This is a genomic window from Geodermatophilus sp. SYSU D00525 (genome assembly GCF_054050475.1).
On the sequence record NZ_JBJGZK010000008.1, the window covers coordinates 11,537 to 34,356 of the forward strand.

Below are 22,820 nucleotides of genomic sequence, written 5' to 3' on the forward strand. Positions count from 1 at the left end.
GCTACAGCCCCAGCGCGTGCGCCATCTCGCCGCGCAGCTGGTCGAGCTCGTCGGCCCCGCGGCCGCGGGCGGCGATGATCCCGGCGTCGTCGTGCACCGGGACCACCGTCTCCAGGTAGGCCTTGAGCTTGGGCTCGGTGCCGCTGGGCCGGACCACCACGCGGACGCCGTCGCCGAGCAGCCGGACGGCGTCGACCGGCGGGTCCTCGGCCAGCAGGTCGGTGGCGGTGACCTCCCGGCCGAGCAGCCGGGCCGGCGGCTCGGCGCGCAGCCGGACCATCGCGTCGGAGATCAGCGACAGGTCCTCCACCCGCACCGACAGCTGGCCGGTGGCGAACAGCCCGTGCTCGGTCGCCAGCTCGTCGAGCCGGTCGACCAGGGTGCGGCCGCTCTGCTCCAGCTCCGCGGCCAGCAGCGCGACGGCGAGGGCGGCGGAGATGCCGTCCTTGTCGCGGGCCACCTCGGGGGTGACCGCGTAGCCCAGCGCCTCCTCGTAGCCGAACACCAGCGGCTCGGCGTCGGTGCCGGCGCGGATGATCCACTTGAACCCGGTCGGCGTCTCGGCGAACCGCACCCCGTGCGCCTCCGCGAGCGCGGACAGCAGCGAGCCGCTGACGAGTGAGGCCGCGTACGTGCCGCGCACGCCGCGGCGCAGCAGCCAGTCGGCGAGCAGCGCGCCCACCTCGTCGCCGGTCAGCTGCCGCCCGTCGCAGACCACCGAGCAGCGGTCGGCGTCGGGGTCCTCGGCGATGGCGACGTCGGCGCCCGCGCGCTCGGCCAGCGCGAGCAGCAGGTCGACCGCGCCGGGCTCCTCCGGGTTGGGGAAGGCGACCGTCGGGAACGCCGGGTCGGGCGCGTCCTGCTCGGGCACGCTCACCGGCTCGGCGAACCCGGCGGCGGCGAACACCGCCCGCGTGGTGGCCGCGCCGACGCCGTGCATCGCGGTGTAGGCCACGGTGAGGCCGGCCCGCGCGGCGGCGTCGACCCGCTCGGGCTGCAGCGCGCGCACGACGGCGGCCACGTAGCCCGCCTCCACCTCGTCGCCGAGGGTGGTCCACGCGTCGGAGGTGGGCACCTCGCCCGCCGGGCCGACGGCGGCGATCGCGGCCTCGATCTCGCGGTCGGCCGGCGGCACGAGCTGGGCGCCGTCGGCGAGGTAGACCTTGTAGCCGTTGTCCTGCGGCGGGTTGTGGCTGGCGGTGACCATCACACCGGCCACGCAGCCGAGCGACCGGACCGCCGAGGACAGCACCGGTGTGGGCAGCGGCCGGGGCAGCACCGAGACGGCGAACCCGGCGGCCGACAGCACCGCGGCGGTGACGCGGGCGAACTCGTCGGAGCGGCGCCGCGCGTCGAACCCGACGACGACGGCCCCGCCGCCGTGCCCGTGCCCGGTCAGCCACGCGCCCAGCCCGGCGGCGGCCCGGGTGACGACGGCGGCGTTCATGCCGGCCGGCCCGGCGCGCAGCGGCCCGCGCAGCCCGGCGGTGCCGAAGGTCAGCGGCCCGGCGAAGCGGCGCTCCAGCTCGGCGGTGTCCCCGGCGGCGACCAGGGCCTCGATCTCGGCGCGGTCGCCGGGGTGCGGGTCGGCCGCGGCCCAGGCGCGGGCGGTGTCGAGGACGTTCACGAGCCGGCCCCCGCGGCGTCGAACTCGGGCAGGGTGAACCGGCCGCCCACCCGCGCGTGCACCGGGTCGGCGGGGTCGGGCTCGCCGTGCGCGGCCAGCAGCGCCTCCGCGAACGCCTCGGCGTCGTCGGCCGGGTCGTAGCCCAGCTCCCGGGCGGCGGTGAGGTCCCACCAGCCGCGGGTGTTGGCCGACACGCCCCACACCACGCGGAAGCCGGGGGAGGGGGCGCGCAGCGCGGCGTCGACCAGCGCGACCGCGTCCCGCGGGGACAGCCAGGTGGCCAGCGCGCGCACGTCCGGCGGCTCGGGGGCCTGGGTGCCGATGCGCAGGCAGACGACGTCGAGGCCGTAGCGGTCGGCGTACAGCGCGCCGAGCGCCTCCAGCGCCACCTTCGACACCCCGTAGTGGGTGTCCGGGCGGGGGAGTCCGGCGTCCTCGCGCAGCGGCCCGGACGCCGGCCGCGCGGTGAAGCCCGTGGCGTGGTTGCTGCTGGCCAGCACCACGCGGCCCACGCCGGCGCGGCGCGCGGCCTCCAGCACCGTGTAGGTGCCGTCGACGTTGGCGTGCCGGATCGCCGGCCAGTCCGACTCGCCGGAGATGCCGGCCAGGTGGACGACGGCGGCCGCGCCCCGCGCCGCGGCGGTCAGCGCGTCGAGGTCGGTGACGTCGGCGACCAGCGTCTCCTCGCCCGGCCGCGGCTCGGCGATCTCCACGACGTCGAGGCTGCGCAGCGGCCAGCCGCGCTCGGGCAGCCCCTCGCGCAGCACCGTGCCGATCCGGCCGGCTGCGCCGGTGACCAGGACCGGGCCACTCACGGCAGGCGCCCGATGAACTCGACGAGGAACTCGCCGAGCCGGCCGGCGGCCGCCCTGCCCGCGGCGAGCACCTCCTCGTGGTCCAGCTTCTCGCCGGTGATGCCGGCCGCGGCGTTGGTGACCATCGACAGCCCCAGCACCTCCATCCCGGCGGCGCGGGCGGCGATCGCCTCGAGTGCGGTGGACATGCCCACGAGGTCCGCGCCGAGGCCGCGCAGCATGCGGATCTCGGCCGGCGTCTCGTAGTGCGGGCCGGGCAGCGCGGCGTAGACGCCCTCGGTCAGGTCCGGGTCGAGGGAGCGGGCCAGCTCGCGCAGCCGCGCGGAGTACAGGTCGGTGAGGTCGACGAACGTGGCGCCGACCAGCGGCGAGCGGGCGGTGAGGTTGAGGTGGTCGGCGATCAGCACCGCCTGGCCGACCCGGTGCTCGGGGGCGAGCCCGCCGGCGGCGTTGGTGAGGACGACGGTGCGCACCCCGGCCGCGGCGGCGGTGCGGATCCCGTGCACCACCGGCTCGACCCCGCGGCCCTCGTAGAGGTGGGTGCGGCCGAGGAAGAGCAGCACCCGCCGGTCGCCGACGCGCACCGACCGCACCTGCCCCCCGTGCCCGACGGCCGTGGGGGCGGCGAAGCCGGGCAGGTCGCCGATGGCGACGGAGGCCGCGGGCTCGCCGAAGGCGTCGGCCGCGGGGGCCCAGCCCGAGCCCATGACGACGGCGACGTCGTGGCCGTCGCCCAGGGCTGCGGTCAGGTCGGCGGCGGCGGTGGCGGCCAGGGCCGCGGGGTCGGGTGCGCTCACCCGGCGACGCTAACCCAGCGCCGCGGCGGCGACCCGGGCCGCCGGTCGGCGCAGCAGCCCCGGCCGGCGCCGCCCGTGCGTGTCACCGGGGGCACGGCCGGCGTTCCCCGGGTGGCCACGTCCGCGTCACCTCGGGCGGTGAGGGTCTGCGCGACCCGTTCCCCGACCCCGAGGACCCCCGTGACGCGCTCGTCCCTCCGCCTCCTCCGCACCGCCGCGCCGGTGGCGCTGCTCGCGCTCGCCGTCGGCGCCGCGCCCGCCGCCGCCGCACCCGCCACCCCGACGTCCACCGAGCTGGCGACGTTCGACGTCGCCGGCGAGGTCGCCGAGATCCTCTCGGTCACCCCGGACGGCCGCACCGTCGTCTACACCGACTCCGCCTCCGGGCAGGTCGGGCTGGTCGACGTCAGCCGGCCCGAGCGGCCGCGGCAGGCCGGCACCGTCGACGTCGGCGGCGAGCCCACCTCGGTCGCCGTCACCCGGGACGGCCGGCGGGCCCTCGTCGTCGTCGACGACACCGACGGGGACTCCGGGGACCCGAGGGGCCGGCTGGTCGTGGTGGACCTGCGCACCCTCGCGGTCGTCGCCGAGCACCAGCTGGGTGGGCAGCCGGACTCGATCGCGCTGAGCCCCGACGGCCGCTACGCCGCGATCGCGATCGAGAACCAGCGCGACGAGGAGCTCGTCGTCGACGGCGTCGAGGGTGGCCTGCCGCAGGCGCCGGCGGGGTGGCTCGCCGTCGTCGAGCTGCAGGGCCCGCCGGCCGGCTGGACCGTCGACCGGGTGGAGCTGGCGGGCCTGGGCGGCCTCCGGTACCCCGACGACCCGGAGCCGGAGTTCGTGGACGTGAACCGCAGGAACGTCGCGGCGGTGACGCTCCAGGAGAACGACGCGGTGGCGCTGGTCGACCTGCGCAGCCGCACGGTGGTCCGCTCGTTCTCCGCGGGGGAGGTCACCCGGACCGACGCGGACCTCCGGGACGACGGGGAGGTCGCCTTCGACGAGGAGCTGACCGCGTTCCGCGAGCCCGACGCCGTGCAGTGGACGCCGGACGGGAACCTGCTCACCGCCGACGAGGGCGACCTCGCCGACGAGCCCAGCGGCGGGCGCGGCTGGACGGTCTTCTCGCCCACCGGTGAGGTGCTGTACGCCTCCGGCGGCTCGGCCGAGCGGGCGCTGGCCGACGCCGGCCTGTACCCCGACGACCGCAGCGACGACGAGGGCGCCGAGTTCGAGGGCGCCGAGGTCGCCGGCATCCGCGGCACCACCTACGCGTTCGTCGGCTCCGAGCGCGGCGACGCCGTCCTGGTGTACGACCTCGCCGACGAGACCGCGCCGCGGCTGCTGCAGGTGCTGCCCACCGGCGACGCCCCGGAGGGCCTGCTCGCGGTGCCGAACCGGCAGCTGTTCCTCACCAGCAACGAGGACGACGGCACGATCTCGGTGTTCGGCCCGACGCGCTGACCCACTCGTCCCAGTCGTCCCCGGCCGCGTGTCGGCCGGGGACGACCGGGCCGGCTCCCCGACCATGGCGCGGTGCAGCGAACGGTCATCGACGGCGTCCCGGTGTTCAGCGCCGGCGGGCGGGAGCGGACGACGGCGGCCCTGGTGTTCGGCGTCGGCCTGCGCGACGAGACGTTCACGACCATCGAGGTCACCCACCTCGTCGAGCACCTGGCCATGGCCGCGCTCCCGCGCACGCACCTGCGCTGCAACGCCGTCACCGACGTCGACAGCACCGCCTTCTTCGCCACCGGCCGCCCGGAGGCCGTCGCCGCCTTCCTCGAGGGCGTCTGCCGCGCCCTGGCCGACCTGCCCACCGAGCGGCTGGCCGCCGAGGCGGGCGTGCTGCAGGCCGAGGGCTGCGGCACCGGCTCCTCCACGGTCAGCGCGCTGTGGGCCGCCCGCTACGGCCTGACCGGGCCGGGCCTGACCGTCTCGGCCGGCCCGGGGCCGGAGTACCTGACCGAGGAGACCGTCCGGGCGCACGCCGCGCGCTGGTTCGTCCGCTCCAACGCCGCGCTGTGGTGCCACGGCCCGCTGCCCGAGGGCCTGCGGCTGCCGCTGCCCGACGGGCCGCGCCCGGAGCGCCGGCTGCCGGTACCGCGCCCGCAGGACGGGCCGGTCTGGACGCGGACCGACGCCCCCGGCGTGGGGCTGCTCCTGGCCACCGACACCCTCGCCGACGCCGCGCTGGCGGTGGGCGTCGACGTGCTCCAGGACCGGCTGCGCGAGCGCGCTCGGCACGAGCGCGGGCTCTCCTACGGCGTCGACTCCCTGACCCTCGACCTCGCGCCCGGCCGGCGCGAGGTGGCGGTCGTCGTCGACGCGCGCACCGGCCGCGACGCCGAGGTCGCCGCGCTGCTGTGGCGGACCTTCGCCGAGCTGAGCGCCGACGGGCCGGACGCCGCGGAGGTCGCGCACGCCGTCGCGGGGCTGGAGGCCGAGCTCGACGACGAGGACGCCGTCGGCACGGAGCTGGCCGACGCCGCCTACTGCGCGGCCACCGGCCTGCCGTTCCGCCCGGCCGCCGACACCCTCGCCGCCTGGCGCGCGGTGACGCCGGCGCAGGTGACCGCGGCGCTGCGCCGGGCCGCGGCGACCGCCGTCCTCGCCGTGCCCGACACCGCCGCCTGGGACGGCCCGGCCGGCGTCGCCCGCCGCCCGCTGTGCGGCACCCTCCCGGAGCTGCCGGCCGGCACGGTGTTCCGCCCGCCGCTGCTGCGCCGGCTGCTCGACCCGGCGGCGCGGGTGGCCCTGGTCGTCTCCGACGACGGCCTCGCGCACACCGACGCCGACGGCGACGTGCACGGCATCCCGTGGTCGCGGGTCGAGGCCGTGGTGCCCACCGACGACGGCCGCGGCGTCTCGGTGGTCGGCCGCGACCTGTGCGGCGTGCGCGTCCACCCCGACCTCTACGGCCGGCGCGCCGTCGCCGCGGTCACCGGCCGGGTGCCGGCCGCCGCGCTGCTGCCGCGGCCGCGGGCCGCGGAGCCGGAGTCCGTGCCCGTCGGCTGACCGGCCTCACCGACCGGCGCGGACCGGACACGGGAGGACGGCGGCGCGCCCGGCGCCGGGCGGCCGCGTCACCGCTCCCGTCGTGGCCCGCCGCCGGCCCTACCGTGGTCCGGTGCGGATCGCGGTCATCGGACCGTTGCAGGTCCGGGACGACGACGGCGATCCGCTGCCCGTACCCGGCGCCAAGGAACGCCTGCTGCTCGCCGTGCTCGCCGCGGGAGCGCCCGCCGTCGTCCCCACCGACCGCATCGTCGAGGAGCTCTGGGACGGGAGCCCGCCCGCCTCCGCCCGCAAGTCCCTCCAGGCCCACCTCGTGCGGCTGCGCACCGCCCTGGAGCCGGGGCGACCGCGGGGCTCCACCGGCCGGTACGTCGTCCGTCGCGGCCCCGGCTACGCGCTGGCCGTCGAGCGGGCCGAGCTCGACGCGCTGGCCCTCGGGGACCTCGTCGCCCGCGGCCGGGCCGCCCTCGCCGCGGGGGACCCGGCCGCGGCGGCGGAGCTCCTGGGCACGGCCCTGGGGCTGTGGCGCGGGGACCCCTACGCCGACTGGCCGGACGCGCCGTTCGCCGAGGCCGGGCGGCGCCGGCTGACAGAGCTCCGCGACGGGGCGCTGACCGCGCGCACCGAGGCCCGGCTGGCGCTGGGGGAGGCGGCCGCGCTCGTCCCGGACCTGGAGCGACTGGTCACCGAGCAGCCCCTGCGCGAGGAGTGGTGGCGGCTGCTGGTGCTCGCCCTGTACCGCGCGGGCCGGCAGGCCGACGCCCTCGGTGCCGCGCGCCGGGCGCGGGCGGTGCTCGCCGAGGAGCTCGGGGCGGACCCGGGTCCGGCGCTCCGTGCCGTGGAGGCCGCCGTCCTCGCCCAGGACCCCGCCCTCGACCAGGTCCCGGTCCCGGTCCCGCCGCCGACGGCGGCGCCCGTCCCGGCGTCCGGCGCCTGCCCCTACATGGGCCTGCGGGCGTACCGGACGGAGGACGCGGCGCTGTTCGCCGGGCGCGGGCGCGTGGTCGCCGCGCTGGTCGCCCGGTTGGTGGACGCGCCGCTGCTGGCCGTGTCGGGGCCCAGCGGGGCGGGGAAGTCGTCGGTGGTCCGCGCCGGCCTGCTGCCCGCGCTGGCCGCCGGCGCGCTGTCCGGCAGCGGCGGCTGGCAGCCCGTCGTGCTGCTGCCCGGCCGCCGTCCCGTGGACGCGCTCGCGGACCTGACCGGCGAGGACCCGCCGCCGCGCCCGGTGGTGCTGGTCTGCGACCAGTTCGAGGAGCTGTGGGCCGCCGGGGTCGACCCGGCGGAGCGGAGGGCGTTCCTCGACGCCGTGCTCGCGGTGCTGGACGACGGCGTCGTCGCCCGCTGCGTGGTCGTCGTCCGCGGGGACGCCGTCGGCAGGCTGGCCGAGCACCCCGGGTTCGTCGACCGGCTCGGGGCGGCGCTGGTCCTCGTGCCGCCCATGACCGACCCGGAGCTGCGCGCCGTCGTCCGCGACCCGGCGGCCGCGGTGGGGCTGCGGGTCGAGGACGACCTGGTGGACGCCGTGGTGGCCGACGGGCTGGGCCGGCCCGGGGCGCTGCCGCTGCTGTCGACGGCGCTGGTCGGCACCTGGGAGCGGCGCCGCGGCGACCTGCTGACCCTGGCCGGCTACCTGGCCGCCGGCGGGGTCGCCGGCGCGCTGGCCCGCTCCGCGGAGGCCGCGTACGCGACCCTGGACGAGCCGGGTCGCGAGCTCGCCCGCCGGCTCTTCGTCCGCCTGGCCGACGTCGACGACGCCGGCACGCTCGTCCGGCGGCCGGTGCCGCTGTCGGACCTGGGACCGGACGGGGCGCGCCGCGCCGTCGCGGAGGTGTTCCTGGCCCGGCGCCTGCTGGCGGTCGACGCCGACCGGCTCGAGGTGACCCACGAGGCGCTGCTGACGGCGTGGCCGCGGCTGGCCCGCTGGCTGGAGGACGACGCGGCCGGCCGGGCGGTGCGCCGGCACCTCACCCCGGCGGCCCGGGACTGGGACCGCGCCGGGCGCCCGGACGACGAGCTGTACCGCGGCGCCCGGCTGGCCGCCGCGCTGGACTGGGCGGCCGGCGCCGGGGAGGAGCTCATCCCGGTCGAGCGGGCCTTCCTCGACGCCTCCCGCGCCTCGGCCGACGCGGCGCTCGCGGCCGCCCACCGCCGCGCCGACCGCGAGGCCGCGGCCCGGCGACGGACCCGCTCGCTGGCCGCCGGGCTCGCCGCGGTGCTGGCCGCCGCCCTCGTCGTGGCGGTGGTCGCGGTGCGCGCCGAGCACGACGCCGAGTCCCGGGAGACCGAGGCGCGGCAGGCCGCACTCGTGGCCGACGCGAACCGGCTGGCCACGCTCTCGACCCGGGCCGGGCCACTGGACCTCTCCCTGCTCCTGGCCGCGCAGGCCGTCCGGCTCGCCGAGACCCCCGACACCCAGGACCGCCTCCTCACCGCCCTCGTCGAGCACCGTCGCGTCGAACAGGTGCTCCCCGCCCCCGGCGGGCTCACCGACGCGGTGGTCGTGGACGAGGCGACGCTGCTGCTCCAGGGGTCGGACTGGACGGCGTGGTCGCCCGGGGACCCCGCCCCGCGGGTGGTCCGCGAGGGCGGCGCCTGGTGGGGCACGACCGCCGTGGCCGGGTCCCCGACGGAGGAGGCGGTCGCCGCAGCGGGGTGGGACGTCGAGCGCGGGGAGGCCTGGCTGCGCCTGCTCGACGGCGCCGGCGAGGACCGGCTGCTGGCGGGCGCGGTGCTGGGCGGGTACCCCGCCGCGGTCGGCTTCGCGCCCGACGGCCGGCGCATCCGGGTGGTCGTGACGCGGCCGGACCCGGAGGTGCCGGCCGGCGCCCGCTGGGGGGTGGTCGAGGTCGACCGCGAGGGGGGCCCGGTCACCGACCTGGGGATCGGCGGGGCGCTGGCGCCGGACGGCGAGCCGGCCGGTGACCTCGGCCGCGACGGCGCCACGCTCGTCACCTGGACGGAGGGGGCGGGGACCACCGCCACCCTCGGTGACCTCACCACCGGGCGCCAGGCCGGGCTGCAGGTCCCGTCCCGGCCGGCGGACGGCGTCGGTTTCCGCGCGCTGCGCTCGGGGGCCGCGCAGCTGTGGTCCGACGGCGCGGTCACGCTCTACGGGCCGGACGGCGCGGTGCGCCAGGTGCTCGACGCCCACCGGGGCGGGGTGTCCGACGTCGAGCAGTCCCCGGACGGCTCCTGGGCGGTCACCGTGGGCGGTGACCCGGGGGTCCTGCTGTGGGAGGTCGACCCCCTGACCGGGCAGTGGTCGAACCGGGAGGCGCTGGACGGCCACGCGGAGGTCGTCGAGCAGGCGGAGATCGCCCCGGGCGGGGACCGGCTGTTCACCGCGACGCCGGAGGACACGGTGATCGCCTGGGACGTCCGCCCCGGCGGGGGGTTCGGGGACCCGTACCCCGACGTCCCGGGATGGTGGGTGGCGGGCCGCCCGGAGGTCGTGGAGCCCGGCCGCCTCGCCGTCGTGCCGGTGCGGCGGGGGTCGGTCGACGGCGGCACGGTGCTCGACCCGCCGGCCGACACCCGGGAGGTCGGTGCCGCCTTCGTGGAGCTCCGGACCGGCCGGGTGCTGGAGGTCGTCGCCGTGGGGGAGATGCCGGCGTTCCCCCTCCGCTCCTCGCCCGCGCTGCCCGCCGTGCTGTCCGCCCCGCCCGTCACCGCCGCGGTGAGCCCCGACGGGAGCCGCGTCGCCGTGACGAGCGGGCTGGCCACCACCGTGATCGACACGCGCACGCGGGCGCCCGTGGGCTCGATCGAGCTCCCGACCACCGGCGAGATCGACGCCGACGGCCGGGTGCTGCCCACCGCGGTGGTGTCCTGCGCCGAGTGGACGCCCGACGGCACGGACCTCCTCCTGTGCTCGCGGGCGGGCGGCAGGTTCGACGACGTGCCGGCGCTCGCGGTCGTCGACGCCGTCACCGGCCGGGTGGAGCGCCGCCCGGACCAGGGCGGGGACGCGCGGGTCTCGGCCGTCAGCCCCGACCACCGCCTGCTCGCCCTCGCCAGCGCCTCCCGGCCCGCGGTCAGGATCCTGGACGGCCGGACGCTCGAGCTGCTCGGCGTCGTGCTGCTGCGCACGAGGGACCTGGTCGAGGACCTGGCGTTCACCCCGGACGGCCGGCGCGTCGTGGTGGTCGGCAGCCAGGGCGCGGTGCAGGTCGTCGACGCCGAGCGCCGGGTCCAGGTGGGGGAGCCCGCCCACGTCGGGGTCCCCCTGCTGCAGGCGGACTGGCTGCCCGACGGGCGGACGGTGGCCGTGTCGGGCGTCGACGGGTCGGTCGCCCTGGTGGACGCCGAGCGGGGACTGCTGCGCGGCCCGCCGTTGCCGGTGTCCGGCGGGCCGGCCGAGAGCCCCCTGCACCTGGTGACGGCCGGGGAGGAGCTGATCGCCCTCAGCGGGCAGAGCCCCGGGCGCCGCTACCCGCTCGACCCCGGGGACTGGCTGGTCGCCGTCTGCGGGCGGGTGGACCGGGACCTCACCCCGGCCGAGTGGGACCGGTATCTGCCCGGCCGGGAGTGGCGGGCCACGTGCACCGACCTCCCCTGAGCGGCGGACGGCCCGCGGAGGTGGCCCCTCAGCTCGTCGGGGTGGCGCACGCCGGCTGGGACAGCAGGTACCGCTCGTAGGCGTCCGAGAACAGCGGCCCGCCGTCGGGACCGGTGCCCGGCCAGTCGTCGACCTGGCCGAGGAGGGCGCTGCAGGACGGGGTCCGGTCGTCGAGGGCGGCGGGGTCGGCCTGCGCCGCCGAGGGCGTGAGGACGACGACGGCCGCCGCGAGGACGGGGAGCGCGGAGTGGCGGTGGGACACGGGGGACCTCCCGGGGCCGTGGTGCCGGGCGGGTCCCGGCGACGGGACCAGCGCAGCCCGCGGCGGTTGCCGCCGGACCCGCCGCCGGTTGCGGCCCGGTTGCGGTGCACCCGGGCGCGGGATCCGCGCTGTTCAGGGGGTGCGGGAGCGCCGATCTCCCTATCCTCGGCAGCGTGCAGATCCCGTTCTCCTCCTCGGAGCGCTCCAGCCTGGGTGTCGAGTGGGAGCTGCAGCTGGTCGACCGGGAGAGCCGGGAGCTCACCGCCGGGGCGACGGAGATCCTCGAGGAGATCCGCCCCGACGGCGCCGAGGAGCACCCGAAGGCCAAGCACGAGCTGCTGCAGTCGACCGTCGAGGTCATCACCGGCGTGTGCACCACCGTCGAGGAGGCCACCGCCGACCTCGCGGGCACGGTCGCCGAGGTGGCCGCCGCCGCGGACCGCCGCGGCCTGGGCCTGCTGTGCGCGGGCACGCACCCGTTCACCGACTGGCAGACGCAGCTGATCTCGCCCAAGGAGCGGTACCTGCAGCTGGTCGAGCGGATGCAGTGGCTGGCCCGGCGGCTGCAGATCTTCGGCGTCCACGTGCACGTCGGGGTCCGCTCGCCGGACAAGGCGATGCCGATCGTCAACGCGCTCACCCAGTACGTGCCGCACTTCCTCGCGCTGTCGGCGTCCTCGCCGTTCTGGGTCGGCTGCGACACCGGGCTCGCCTCGGCGCGCAGCAAGGTCTTCGAGGCCATGCCGACGGCGGGGCTGCCCACCCAGCTGCCGGACTGGGCCGGTTTCGAGACCTACATGGAGACCCTGATCTCCACCGGCGCCATCGAGAGCGTGCGCGAGGTGTGGTGGGACATCCGCCCGCACCCGGGCTTCGGCACCGTGGAGTTGCGCATCTGCGACGGCCTGCCCACGCTCGAGGAGGTCGGCGTCGTCGCGGCGATGTCGCAGTGCCTGGTGGAGCAGTTCGACACCCAGCTCGACCGCGGCTACACGCTGCCCACCCCGTCCAGCTGGGTGGTGCGGGAGAACAAGTGGCGGGCGGCCCGGTACGGCCTGGACGCCGACGTGGTGGTGGACGAGAAGGGCACGGTGCGCCCGGTGCGGCAGGCGCTGCTCGACCTCGCCGAGGAGCTCGCCCCCACGGCGAAGCGGCTGGGCTGCGAGGCGGAGCTCGCGGGCGTGGAGCGGGTGCTCGCCGTCGGCGCCTCCTACCAGCGGCAGCGGGCCGTGGCGCTGGCCTCCGGCGGCGACCTGCGCGCCGTCGTCGACGGGCTGCTCGCCGAGCTCCGGGACGGCCTGCCCACCTCCGGGCCGGCCGCCGGCCCCGACGGCCCGGTCCCCGGCCCGGCGGCGTGCGCCGGCGGCCACGCCGCATGACCCGGACCCCCGAGGACCTGGCCGCCGGGCTGGACGCGTGGGTGGCCGACCGCACGGACTCCCTGGTCGGCGTGCGCCGGCACCTGCACATGCACCCCGAGCTGGCCTTCGCCGAGGTGGAGACGACGGCGTTCCTCGAGCAGCGGCTCGCCGGGGTCGGGCTCCACCCGCGCCGGCTGCCCAGCGGCACCGGGCTGGTGGTCGAGGTCGGGTCCGGGGACCCGACGGTGGTGCTGCGCGCCGACATCGACGCGCTGCCGCTGGCCGACCTCAAGGACGTCCCCTACGCGTCCACCCGCGAGGGCATGTGCCACGCCTGCGGCCACGACGTGCACACCACCGTGCTGCTCGGCACCGCGCTGGCGCTGGCCGCGCTGGACGACCTGCCCGGCCGCGTCCGCTGCGTGTTCCAGCCGGCCGAGGAGACGGTGCCCGGCGGCGCGACCCACGTGGTGGCGGCCGGCGTGCTCGACGGCGCGTCCCGGGCGTTCGCCCTGCACTGCGACCCGGCGATCCCGGCGGGCACCGTCGGCCTGCGCACCGGCTCGATCACCGCCGCCTGCGACCGCATCGACGTCACGCTCACCGGCCCCGGCGGGCACACCGCCCGCCCGCAGCTGACCGTGGACCTGGTGGACGCCCTCGGCCGCCTGGTCACCGGGCTGCCCGGGCTGCTGTCGCGCAAGGTCGACCCGCGGGCCGGCTTCTCGCTGGTCTGGGGCGCGGTCAACGCCGGGGTCGCGGCCAACGCCATCCCGCAGCGGGGCACGCTGCGCGGGACCGTGCGGGTGCTCGACCGCGCCGAGTGGCAGCGCGCCGAGGGGCTGCTGCGCGGGCTGGTCGAGCAGGTGGTGGCGCCCACCGGCGCCGGCGTCGAGGTGGAGTACGTGCCCGGCGTGCCGCCGGTGGTCAACGACCCGCGCGCGGTGGCGCTGCTGCGCACCGCGGCCCTGCAGACCGTGGGCAGCGAGAACCTGCGCCAGTCGCCGCAGAGCATGGGCGGGGAGGACTTCGGCTGGTTCGCCGACGTGCTGCCGATCGCGCTGGCCCGGTTGGGAACGCACGGCGGCGGCCCGGCACTGGACCTGCACCGGGGCACCTTCGACGTCGACGAGCGGGCCATCGGGGTCGGGATCCGGCTGATGGTGCGCACCGCCCTGCACGCGCTGGTCGCGGCCGCCGGGACGTCGGGGCACGCCGCGGGTGCGCCCGGCCCGGGCCACCCCGCGCGTCCGCGGTCCGGGGAGCGCCGGTAGAACACTCCTCGACTGGGAGGAGTTCACCGATGAGCGCCACCGACACCGCGACGCCGGGCGAGGACGAGGTCCCCGCCGAGCACGAGGTGCCCGACGAGCTGTCCCTCGCCGGCGACTTCCCGCCGGTCGACCGCGAGCAGTGGCGCGAGCTGGTGGCCGGGGTCCTGCGCAAGGCCGGCCGCGAGGAGCTGCCCGACCCGGTCGAGGACGCGCTGCGCCGCACGGTGGCCACCGGCGTCAGCGTCGCGCCGCTCTACACCGCCGACGACGCCGGCGACCTCCCGACGGCGGTCGGCGTGCCCGGGCTGCCGCCGTTCGTCCGCGGCGCCCGCGCCGGGTCGCACCCGGAGAGCGGCGTGCCCGCCGGCTGGGACGTCCGGCAGCGGCACGCCCACCCCGACGTCGCGGTCACCCGGGAGGCGATCACCGCCGACCTGGAGAACGGCGTCACGTCGCTGTGGTTGCACCTCGGCGAGGGCGCGGTACCCGTGGACTCCCTCGGCGACGTGCTCGCCGACGTCTACCTCGACCTGGCGCCGGTCGCGGTCTCCGGCGGGCTGCCGGCGGCCGAGGCGCTGCTGGCGCTGGCCGGCGACCGCACCGACCTCGCGCCCGGCGGCTCGCTGGGCCTCGACCCGCTCGGCGACCAGGCCGCCTCGGGGGAGGAGCAGGACCTCACCGTCCTCGCCGGCCTCGCCCGGCGGACCCCCGCGGGCTGGCGCACCGTCGTCGTCGACGCGACCGTCTACGCCGACGCCGGCGCCACCGCCGTCGAGGAGCTCGGCTGCTCGCTGGCCGCCGGGGTGGCCTACCTGCGGGCACTCACCGACGGCGGCCTGACCGTGGACGAGGCGTTCGAGCGCATCGAGTTCCGCTACTCGGCCTCGGCCGACCAGTTCACGACGATCGCCGCGCTGCGGGCCGCCCGCCGGCTGTGGGACCGGGTCGGTGACGTGAGCGGGGCGTCCGAGGGCGCCCGGGCGCAGCGGCAGCACGCGGTGACGTCGTCGGTGATGACGACGAAGCGCGACCCGTGGGTGAACATGCTGCGCACCACGGTCGCCTGCTTCGCGGCGGGCGTGGGCGGGGCCGACGTCGTCACCGTGCAGCCCTTCGACGCCGCGCTCGGCCTGCCCGACGCGTTCTCCCGGCGGATCGCGCGCAACACCCAGAGCCTGCTGGTCGAGGAGGGGCACCTGGCCCGCGTGCTCGACCCGGCCGGCGGCTCCTGGTACGTCGAGTCGCTCACCGAGGACCTCGCGCAGGCCACCTGGGCCTGGTTCACCGAGATCGAGCGGGCCGGCGGGCTGGCCGCGGCGCTGGCCTCGGGGCTGGTGCGCCACCGGCTGGCCGCCGCGTGGGACGCCCGCGCGAAGCGGCTGGCGACGCGCACCGACGCGATCACCGGCGTCAGCGAGTTCCCGGACCTCGCCGAGAGGCTGCCCGAGCGACAGCCCGCGGCCGCCCTGCACCCCACCGGCGGGCTGCCCCGGGTGCGCGCCGCGCAGGAGTACGAGGAGCTGCGCGACCGCGCCGACGCCGCCGGCGAGCGGCCGCAGGTCCACCTCGCCACGATCGGCCCGATCGCGCGGCACACCGCGCGGGCCTCCTTCGCCGGCAACCTGTTCCAGGCCGGCGGCGTGGCCACCCCGGCCGCCGACGGCGCCTCCGGGTTCTCCGACGCCGGGACGACGGTCGCCTGCATCTGCGGCACCGACGCCGACTACGCGGAGTCCGCCGCCGCGCTGGCCGCCGAGCTGCGGGCCGCCGGCGCCGAGCACGTGTGGCTGGCCGGGAAGCCCTCGCTGGGGGTGGACGGCGTCGACGGGTACGTGTACGCCGGGTGTGACGCGCTGGAGGTGCTGAGGACGGTCCACCAGCAACTCGGTCTGACGGCAGGAATGGCCATTTCTGCCGCTCCTGGTGAGGAGGAGCGGGCATGAGCGGGATCCCGGACTTCGGCGGCGTCGAGCTGGGCCGCCCGGCGGCGCACGCCACGGCCGACGACTGGGCCAAGGCGTTCGAGGAGGCGACCGGGCGCGGCGTGGAGGAGGCGAGCTGGGTGACCCCCGAGGGCATCGCCGTCCCGCCGCTGGCCACCCCGGCCGACCTCGCCGGACTGGACTTCCTCCGGACCTACCCGGGCCTGCCGCCCTACCTGCGCGGGCCCTACCCGACGATGTACACGACCCAGCCGTGGACGATCCGCCAGTACGCGGGCTTCTCCACCGCGGCGGAGTCCAACGCGTTCTACCGGCGCAACCTCGCCGCCGGGCAGAAGGGCCTGTCGGTCGCCTTCGACCTCGCCACCCACCGCGGCTACGACTCCGACCACCCGCGGGTGGTCGGCGACGTCGGCATGGCCGGGGTGGCGATCGACTCGATCCTGGACATGCGGCAGCTGTTCGACGGCATCCCGCTGGACCGGATGACGGTCTCGATGACCATGAACGGCGCGGTGCTGCCGGTGCTGGCGCTCTACGTCCTCGCCGCCGAGGAGCAGGGGGTCGCCCCGGAGCAGCTGGCCGGGACCATCCAGAACGACATCCTCAAGGAGTTCATGGTCCGCAACACCTACATCTACCCGCCGAAGCCGTCGATGCAGATCGTCAGCGACATCTTCGCGTTCACCTCGCAGGAGATGCCGCGGTTCAACTCGATCTCCATCTCCGGCTACCACATGCAGGAGGCCGGGGCGACGGCCGACCTGGAGCTGGCCTACACGCTGGCCGACGGGGTGGAGTACGTGACCGCGGGCAAGGACGCCGGGCTCGACGTCGACGCGTTCGCGCCGCGGCTGTCCTTCTTCTGGGCCATCGGCATGAACTTCTTCATGGAGGTCGCCAAGCTCCGCGCCGGGCGGCTGCTGTGGTCCCGGCTCATGCGGGAGGCCGGCGCGCAGCAGGACAAGTCGCTGTCGCTCCGCACCCACTCGCAGACCTCCGGGTGGTCGCTGACCGCGCAGGACGTCTACAACAACGTCGTCCGCACCTGCCTGGAGGCCATGGCCGCCACCCAGGGGCACACCCAGTCGCTGCACACCAACGCCCTCGACGAGGCGCTGGCGCTGCCCAGCGACTTCTCGGCGCGGATCGCCCGCAACACCCAGCTGCTGCTGCAGCAGGAGTCGGGGACGACGCGGGTGATCGACCCATGGGGCGGCTCCGCGTACGTGGAGAAGCTGACCTACGACCTCGCCCGCCGGGCCTGGGCGCACATCCAGGAGGTCGCCGAGCACGGCGGCATGGCGCAGGCCATCGACGACGGCATCCCGAAGTTGCGCATCGAGGAGGCCGCCGCCCGCACCCAGGCGCGCATCGACTCCGGCCGCCAGCCGGTGATCGGCGTCAACAAGTACCGGGTCGACGCCGACGAGGCGATCGAGGTGCTGCGCGTCGACAACGCCGACGTGCTCGCCCAGCAGAAGGCCAAGCTGGCCGAGCTGCGCGCCTCCCGGGACGACTCCGCGGTGGCCGACGCGCTGCGCCGGCTCACCGACGCCGCCCGCGCCGCGGCGGAGGGACGGCGGGGGCGCGACCTCGACTCCAACCTGCTCAAGCTCGCCGTCGACGCGGCGCGGGCCAAGGCGACGGTCGGGGAGATCTCCGACGCGCTCGAGGAGGTCTACGGGCGGCACGCCGGCCAGGTGCGCACCATCTCGGGTGTGTACCGCGACGAGGCCGGCCGCTCGGGGCCGCTGGAGGAGACGCGCCGCATGACCGAGGCGTTCGAGGAGGCCGAGGGGCGCCGTCCCCGGATCCTCGTCGCCAAGATGGGCCAGGACGGCCACGACCGCGGGCAGAAGGTCATCGCCACCGCGTTCGCCGACCTCGGCTTCGACGTCGACGTCGGCCCGCTGTTCCAGACGCCGGAGGAGGTCGCGCGGCAGGCGGTCGAGGCCGACGTGCACGTCGTCGGCGTCTCGTCGCTGGCCGCGGGGCACCTCACGCTGGTGCCGGCGCTGCGCGACGCGCTGGCCGAGCTGGGTGCCGACGACGTCCTGGTCGTGGTCGGCGGGGTGATCCCGCCCGACGACGTGCCGCGGCTGGAGGAGATGGGCGCGGCCGCGGTGTTCCCGCCGGGCACGGTCATCGCCGAGGCGGCGCAGGAGCTGCTGCGGACGCTGTCCCAGCGACTCGGGCACGGCTGAGCGGACAGGGGAGTGAGCATCGCAGCGAGCGCCAGCGAGCGAGGAGCGGAGCGACCCGCGGGAGCGAACGACTAGTGGCGCCGGCACCGGACGTCCCCGCGCTCGTCGAGGGGGTGCTCGGCGGCGACCGCCGGTCGCTGGCCCGGGCGATCACGCTGGTGGAGTCGCGCCGCGCCGACCACCGCGAGCGGGCGCAGGAACTGCTGGTCGAGCTGCTGCCGCACGCGGGGAACGCCCGGCGGGTCGGCATCTCCGGAGTGCCCGGGGTGGGGAAGTCGACGTTCATCGACCAGCTCGGCGTGGACCTCACCGGCGCCGGTCACCGGGTGGCGGTGCTCGCGGTCGACCCGTCGTCGGCACGGTCGGGTGGGTCGATCCTCGGCGACAAGACCCGGATGGCGCGCCTCGCCGTCGACCGGAACGCCTTCATCCGGCCGGCGCCGACCGCCGGGACGCTGGGCGGGGTCGCGCAGGCGACGCGGGAGTCGATGGTCGTCGTCGAGGCGGCCGGCTACGACGTCGTGCTGGTGGAGACCGTCGGCGTCGGGCAGTCCGAGGTCACCGTCGCGGAGATGGTCGACTCGTTCCTGTTCCTCACGCTGGCCCGCACCGGCGACCAGCTGCAGGGCATCAAGCGCGGCATCCTCGAGATCGCCGACGTCATCGCCGTCAACAAGGCCGACGGGCCGGCCGCCGCCGACGCGCGCAAGGCCGCCCGCGAGCTGGCCGGGGCGATCCGGATGCTGCGCGGGCACTCCGAGTGGGACGTGCCGGTGCTCACCTGCGCCGGGCTGACCGGCGAGGGCCTGGCCGAGGTGTGGGCGAAGCTGGTCGAGCACCAGGACCGGGCGCGCGCCTCGGGCGCCTTCGACGAGCGGCGCCGCGCGCAGCAGGTGCGCTGGACCTGGCAGCTGGTGCGGGACGGGCTCGAGCACCGGCTGCGGGCCCACCCGGCGGTGCGGTCGCTGGCGCCGGAGCTGGAGAAGGCGGTGCTGGCCGGCGAGCTGACCCCGGCCCTCGCGGCCCGGCAGGTCCTGGAGACCTTCCTCGGCGACTGAGCCGTTCTGCGGGCCGTCCCCAGGCGCGCGCCCGTACACAGCATCCCGGCGAGCGGTGGGGGTCAGAAGGCGGAGCGGCAGTCGCGGGCGCGGAGCTCGGCGAGGTAGTCGTCGGGCGCGCCGGCGGCCTCGGCGGCGTCGGCGATCGCGCCCAGGTGCCGGGCCGAGGGCAGCCCGCCCTCGAAGGCGTCCAGCGCGTAGACGTAGGCGACGACGTCGCCGCCGAGGGTGTGCACCCGCAGGTTGAGCTTGCGGTACAGGCCGCGGTCGGCGCCCTCCCAGCCGTCGAGCGCGCGCTCGTCGGCCGGCGTGAGGTCGTAGAGCGCGACGAACACGCCGGGCGCCTCGCGGTCCTCGGCGGGCACGAGGGTGGCCAGCGCGCCCTCCCAGCCGTACTCCTCGCCGCCGAAGGCGAGCCGCCAGCCGCGGATCCAGCCGGTGCCGACGTGCGGGGAGGACGGGCAGCGGCGCAGCATCTGCTCGGGGTCCATGTTGGACCCGTACGCGGCGTAGAGACCCATCGCCGACCGAGCCTACGGCCGGTGTGGCCCGCGCGACCCCATGAGCCTGCCGACACCGCCCGCCCGGGCTGGGAGGATGGACGGCGAACCCCCGGCCCACGACGCAGGAGACCCGCATGACCCGCATCGTCATCATCGGCGGCGGCCCGGCCGGCTACGAGGCCGCGCTGGTGGCCGCCTCGCTCGGCGCGCAGGTCACCGTCGTCGAACGCGACGGCCTCGGCGGAGCCAGCGTCCTCACCGACTGCGTGCCCTCGAAGACCTTCATCGCGGCCGCGGGCACCATGACGTCGGTCCGCGACTCCAGCGTCCTCGGCCTGCGCGGCGCCGACCTGGCCACCGTCGGCCTGGACCTCGCCTCGGTCAACGCCCGGGTGAAGGGCCTCGCGGTCGCCCAGTCCGCCGACATCCACGCCCGGCTGGAGGCCGAGGGCGTGCGCCTGGTGGCCGGGCAGGGCCGGCTCGCCGACGACGTCCGCGGCCTGGTCGAGCACCGCGTCGAGGTCCTCGACCGCGACGGCGGCGTGCGGGAGACGCTCGAGTGCGACGTCGTCCTCGTCGCCACCGGCGCCGACCCCCGCGTGCTGCCCGGCAGCGAGCCCGACGGCGAGCGCATCCTCGACTGGCGCCAGCTCTACGACCTCGACGAGCTGCCCGAGCACCTCGTCGTCGTCGGGTCGGGCGTCACCGGCGCGGAGTTCGCCTCCGGGTACCTCGAGGCGGGCGTGCCGGTCACCCTCGTCTCCTCCCGCGACCAGGTGCTGCCCGGGGAGGACGCCGACGCCGCCGACGTCATCGCCGAGGTCTTCCAGGCCCGCGGCGGGCGGATCGCCGAGCGCGGCCGCGCGGCGAGCGTCACCCGCACCGAGAAGGGCGTGCTGGTCGAGCTCACCGACGGGCGCACCGTCGAGGGTTCGCACGCGCTGATGACCGTGGGCACCGTGCCGAACACCGCCGGGCTCAACCTCGAGGCGTGCGGCGTGGAGCTGCGCGAGTCCGGCCACGTCGTCGTCGACCGGGTGTCGCGCACCAACGTGCCCGGGATCTACGCCGCCGGCGACGTCACCGGCGTCTTCCAGCTCGCCAGCGTCGCGGCCATGCAGGGCCGGATCGCCATGTGGCACGCGCTCGGCGAGGCGGTGCAGCCGATCCGGCTCAAGACGGTGGCCGCCAACGTGTTCACCCACCCGGAGATCGCCACGGTCGGCGTGCAGGAGAAGACGCTGCCCGAGGGCCACGACCTCGACGTCGTCCGGCTGCCGCTGGCCACCAACGCGCGGGCCAAGATGAGCGACCTGCACGCCGGGTTCGTGAAGCTGTTCGCCCGCAAGGCCACCGGCGTCGTCGTCGGCGGGGTGGTCGTGTCGCCCGGCGCCAGCGAGCTGATCCTGCCGATCGCGCTGGCGGTCACCAAGGGCCTGACCGTGAGCGACCTCGCACACACCTTCGCCATCTACCCGTCGCTGTCGGGCTCGATCACCGAGGCCGGCCGGAGGCTGATGGGGGCCGACGCGCTGGCGTGACGCGTGTGACGGCCGGGGCGGCCGGGACGGGGCCGCCGGGGCGGGTGTGACGCGTGCGGTCCCGGGTGGTGCACCTGGGACGCCGGCCCGCCGATGCCGGGAGGGATGCACGCCTCCCGAGTCCTGTCGCGGTCCCTCCCGCGGGTCGTCGCCCTCGCCGGCGCCGTCGTCGCGCTGTGCGCCGGCCCCGTGGCCGTGGCCCACGCCGGCGACGCCGGCGCCACCAGGGTGGTCGGGGAGCTCGTCCAGGCCTGGCCGGAGACCTCGCTCGAGGGCCAGCACGCGGGGGAGTCGCACGAGCAGCCGCTGACCTTCGTCGAGGGCGCCGACGGCACCTCGGTGCGCGTGCCGACCGACGCGGTCGCCGGCATCGACGTCGGCAGCACCGTCGAGGTGACCGTCGGCGGCACCGCCGACGACGAGGCCACCGAGGACGGCTACGAGCCGGCGCTCGAGGTGCTGGACACGCAGGTCATGCGCACCGCGCGGGCGGCGACCACGGTCCCGGCCGGCTCGGTCACCAACCAGGTCACCGTCGCGATGGTCGCGCCCGCCGGCGGCACCCCGGACGGCACCGCGCTCGCGGACGTCGTCGACACGGTCAACGGCGACGTCGCGGCCTTCTGGGCGCAGCAGACCGCCGGCGCGGTGACCGTCGGGGTCACCGCCGCCCACGACTGGCTCACCACCGCCGCCGGCTGCGCCGACCCCACCGCGCTGTGGGACGAGGTCGCCGCGCGCGTCGGCTTCCAGGCCGGGCCCGGCCGGCACCTGCTGCTCTACGTCAGCAGCCGGCCGCAGGACCTGCCCGGCTGCTCCTACGCCCTGGGTCAGGTCGGCGCGAACCCCGCCTCGGGCGGGCGGCTCTACGTCCGCGACGACCTGGCCTCGGTCATCGCCCACGAGCTCGGCCACAACTTCGGCCTCGGCCACTCCAGCGCCCTGCAGTGCGACGGCACGGTCGAGACCGGAACCTGCCGCACCGCCGCCTACCGCGACTTCTACGACGTCATGGGCGTCTCCTGGGACCGGGTCGGCACCCTCACCGCCGCGCAGGCCGACCGGCTCGGCGTGCTGCCGGCCGCGGCCGTGCAGGCCGCCGGCGAGGGGACGACGACGGCGACGCTCGCGCCGCTCGGCGGTGCCACCGGCACCCGCGTGCTGCGCCTGACCGACGCCGCCGGCACCGACTACTGGCTGGAGAACCGCACCGCCGTCGGCCGCGACGCGTGGCTGGCCTCGGACAACCGGTACCGGCTCGACAGCGGCGTGCTGCTGCACCGCGCCGACGGCATGCCGGACACCTCGCTGCTGCTCGACGGCAGCCCGTCGGCCGCGGCCGGCTGGGAGGCCGACCTGCAGACGGCGCTGGTGCCGGGCGTTCCGGTCGCCGTCGCCGGCGGCACGCTCACCGTCACCCTCGACGCGGTCACCCCGGCCGGCGCCACGGTGACCGTCGTCCGCACGTCCGTGGCGGCCGGCGCGCCTTCCCCCGCGCCGGCCGCCCCGGAGCCGCAGGTCCTGGCCGGCAGCCCCGGGACGGCCGCCCCGGCGCCCGCCGCCGCCCCGGCCGCGCCGCCGGCGCCCGCCGTCGCGCCGGTCGCCCCGGCGCCCGCGGCCGAGGACCCCGCCCCGGTCGCCGCGGCGCCGGTCGAGGCAGCCGCCACGGAGGCCGCCGCCACGGACCCCGCCGGCCGCGGCTGGGCGGCGCCCGCGATCGCGGCCGGCGGCGTCGCCGGTCTCGGCGGGACCGTGCTGGCCACCCGGCGGGTCCTCCCGCGCCTGCGCCGCGGCTGATCCCCCTCCCGGGAGGGGTCCGGTTCGCGCGCGGACACGCCGATGGAGGAGCCAGTGCC

Annotated in this window: 15 protein-coding genes; 10 read left to right on the forward strand and 5 right to left on the reverse strand. The window is 77.4% G+C overall.

Going from position 1 to position 22,820, the window contains the following annotated elements; genetic code table 11:
- Position 1: 1 nt before the first annotated feature.
- The 3 genes from ACI796_RS08935 to ACI796_RS08945 are packed head-to-tail and all read right to left on the reverse strand — an operon-like array spanning position 2 to position 3,239.
- On the reverse strand, positions 2 to 1,627 hold the full coding sequence (locus ACI796_RS08935; protein WP_456940874.1) for a phospho-sugar mutase: 1,626 nt from the start codon (positions 1,625 to 1,627) through the stop codon (positions 2 to 4).
- Positions 1,624 to 2,442, reverse strand: coding sequence for an NAD-dependent epimerase/dehydratase family protein (locus ACI796_RS08940; protein ID WP_456940875.1), 819 nt, complete (start codon positions 2,440 to 2,442; stop codon positions 1,624 to 1,626). Before ACI796_RS08940 ends, ACI796_RS08935 begins: the two co-directional genes overlap by 4 nt.
- Positions 2,439 to 3,239 (reverse strand): purine-nucleoside phosphorylase, encoded by an 801-nt coding sequence (locus tag ACI796_RS08945; protein WP_456940876.1) that lies wholly within the window; start codon positions 3,237 to 3,239, stop codon positions 2,439 to 2,441. Before ACI796_RS08945 ends, ACI796_RS08940 begins: the two co-directional genes overlap by 4 nt.
- Before the next feature lie 180 nt (positions 3,240 to 3,419).
- Here ACI796_RS08945 and ACI796_RS08950 point away from each other — a divergent pair, with 180 nt between their 5' ends.
- From ACI796_RS08950 to ACI796_RS08960, 3 genes are all read left to right on the forward strand, one after another.
- On the forward strand, positions 3,420 to 4,703 hold the full coding sequence (locus ACI796_RS08950; protein WP_456940877.1) for a hypothetical protein: 1,284 nt from the start codon (positions 3,420 to 3,422) through the stop codon (positions 4,701 to 4,703).
- A 72-nt stretch (positions 4,704 to 4,775) separates the two neighbouring features.
- The gene (locus ACI796_RS08955) at positions 4,776 to 6,257 is read left to right on the forward strand and encodes a hypothetical protein (RefSeq protein WP_456940878.1); all 1,482 of its coding nucleotides are present in this window, start codon (positions 4,776 to 4,778) and stop codon (positions 6,255 to 6,257) included.
- A gap of 112 nt (positions 6,258 to 6,369) precedes the next feature.
- A complete protein-coding gene (locus ACI796_RS08960) occupies positions 6,370 to 10,815 on the forward strand; it encodes an nSTAND1 domain-containing NTPase (protein WP_456940879.1) in 4,446 nt (1,481 codons plus the stop codon).
- Between the two features lie 28 nt (positions 10,816 to 10,843).
- On the opposite strand, the gene ACI796_RS08965 is transcribed toward ACI796_RS08960, so the two are convergent.
- On the reverse strand, positions 10,844 to 11,077 hold the full coding sequence (locus ACI796_RS08965) for a hypothetical protein (protein WP_456940880.1): 234 nt from the start codon (positions 11,075 to 11,077) through the stop codon (positions 10,844 to 10,846).
- 173 nt (positions 11,078 to 11,250) lie between these two features.
- Here ACI796_RS08965 and ACI796_RS08970 point away from each other — a divergent pair, with 173 nt between their 5' ends.
- The 5 genes from ACI796_RS08970 to meaB all read left to right on the forward strand — a co-directional run bounded on the left by ACI796_RS08970 (position 11,251) and on the right by meaB (position 18,920).
- Complete coding sequence (locus ACI796_RS08970; protein WP_456940881.1) at positions 11,251 to 12,456, forward strand: glutamate--cysteine ligase; 1,206 nt, start codon at positions 11,251 to 11,253, stop codon at positions 12,454 to 12,456.
- Positions 12,453 to 13,712, forward strand: coding sequence for an amidohydrolase (locus tag ACI796_RS08975; protein WP_456940882.1), 1,260 nt, complete (start codon positions 12,453 to 12,455; stop codon positions 13,710 to 13,712). Before ACI796_RS08970 ends, ACI796_RS08975 begins: the two co-directional genes overlap by 4 nt.
- A 29-nt stretch (positions 13,713 to 13,741) precedes the next feature.
- Positions 13,742 to 15,655, forward strand: a complete 1,914-nt coding sequence (locus ACI796_RS08980) for a methylmalonyl-CoA mutase subunit beta (RefSeq protein ID WP_456940883.1) — start codon at positions 13,742 to 13,744, stop codon at positions 15,653 to 15,655.
- Positions 15,652 to 17,862: a methylmalonyl-CoA mutase gene (scpA, locus tag ACI796_RS08985; RefSeq protein ID WP_456940884.1), complete on the forward strand. Its 2,211-nt coding sequence runs from the start codon at positions 15,652 to 15,654 to the stop codon at positions 17,860 to 17,862. The genes ACI796_RS08980 and scpA overlap by 4 nt, the downstream gene beginning before the upstream one ends.
- 74 nt (positions 17,863 to 17,936) lie before the next feature.
- Entirely contained in the window at positions 17,937 to 18,920 is a 984-nt protein-coding gene (meaB, locus tag ACI796_RS08990; RefSeq protein ID WP_456940885.1) for a methylmalonyl Co-A mutase-associated GTPase MeaB, read from the forward strand.
- Between the two features lie 62 nt (positions 18,921 to 18,982).
- Here the strand turns inward: meaB and ACI796_RS08995 are convergent, their stop codons facing one another.
- Complete coding sequence (locus ACI796_RS08995; RefSeq protein ID WP_456940886.1) at positions 18,983 to 19,441, reverse strand: gamma-glutamylcyclotransferase family protein; 459 nt, start codon at positions 19,439 to 19,441, stop codon at positions 18,983 to 18,985.
- A gap of 116 nt (positions 19,442 to 19,557) precedes the next feature.
- On the opposite strand from ACI796_RS08995, the gene ACI796_RS09000 reads away from it, so the two are divergent.
- Together ACI796_RS09000 and ACI796_RS09005 are read left to right on the forward strand one after the other, a co-directional pair.
- A complete protein-coding gene (locus tag ACI796_RS09000) occupies positions 19,558 to 20,964 on the forward strand; it encodes an NAD(P)H-quinone dehydrogenase (RefSeq protein WP_456940887.1) in 1,407 nt (468 codons plus the stop codon).
- Between the two features lie 105 nt (positions 20,965 to 21,069).
- The gene (locus tag ACI796_RS09005) at positions 21,070 to 22,761 is read left to right on the forward strand and encodes a reprolysin-like metallopeptidase (RefSeq protein WP_456940888.1); all 1,692 of its coding nucleotides are present in this window, start codon (positions 21,070 to 21,072) and stop codon (positions 22,759 to 22,761) included.
- Positions 22,762 to 22,820 lie beyond the last annotated feature (59 nt).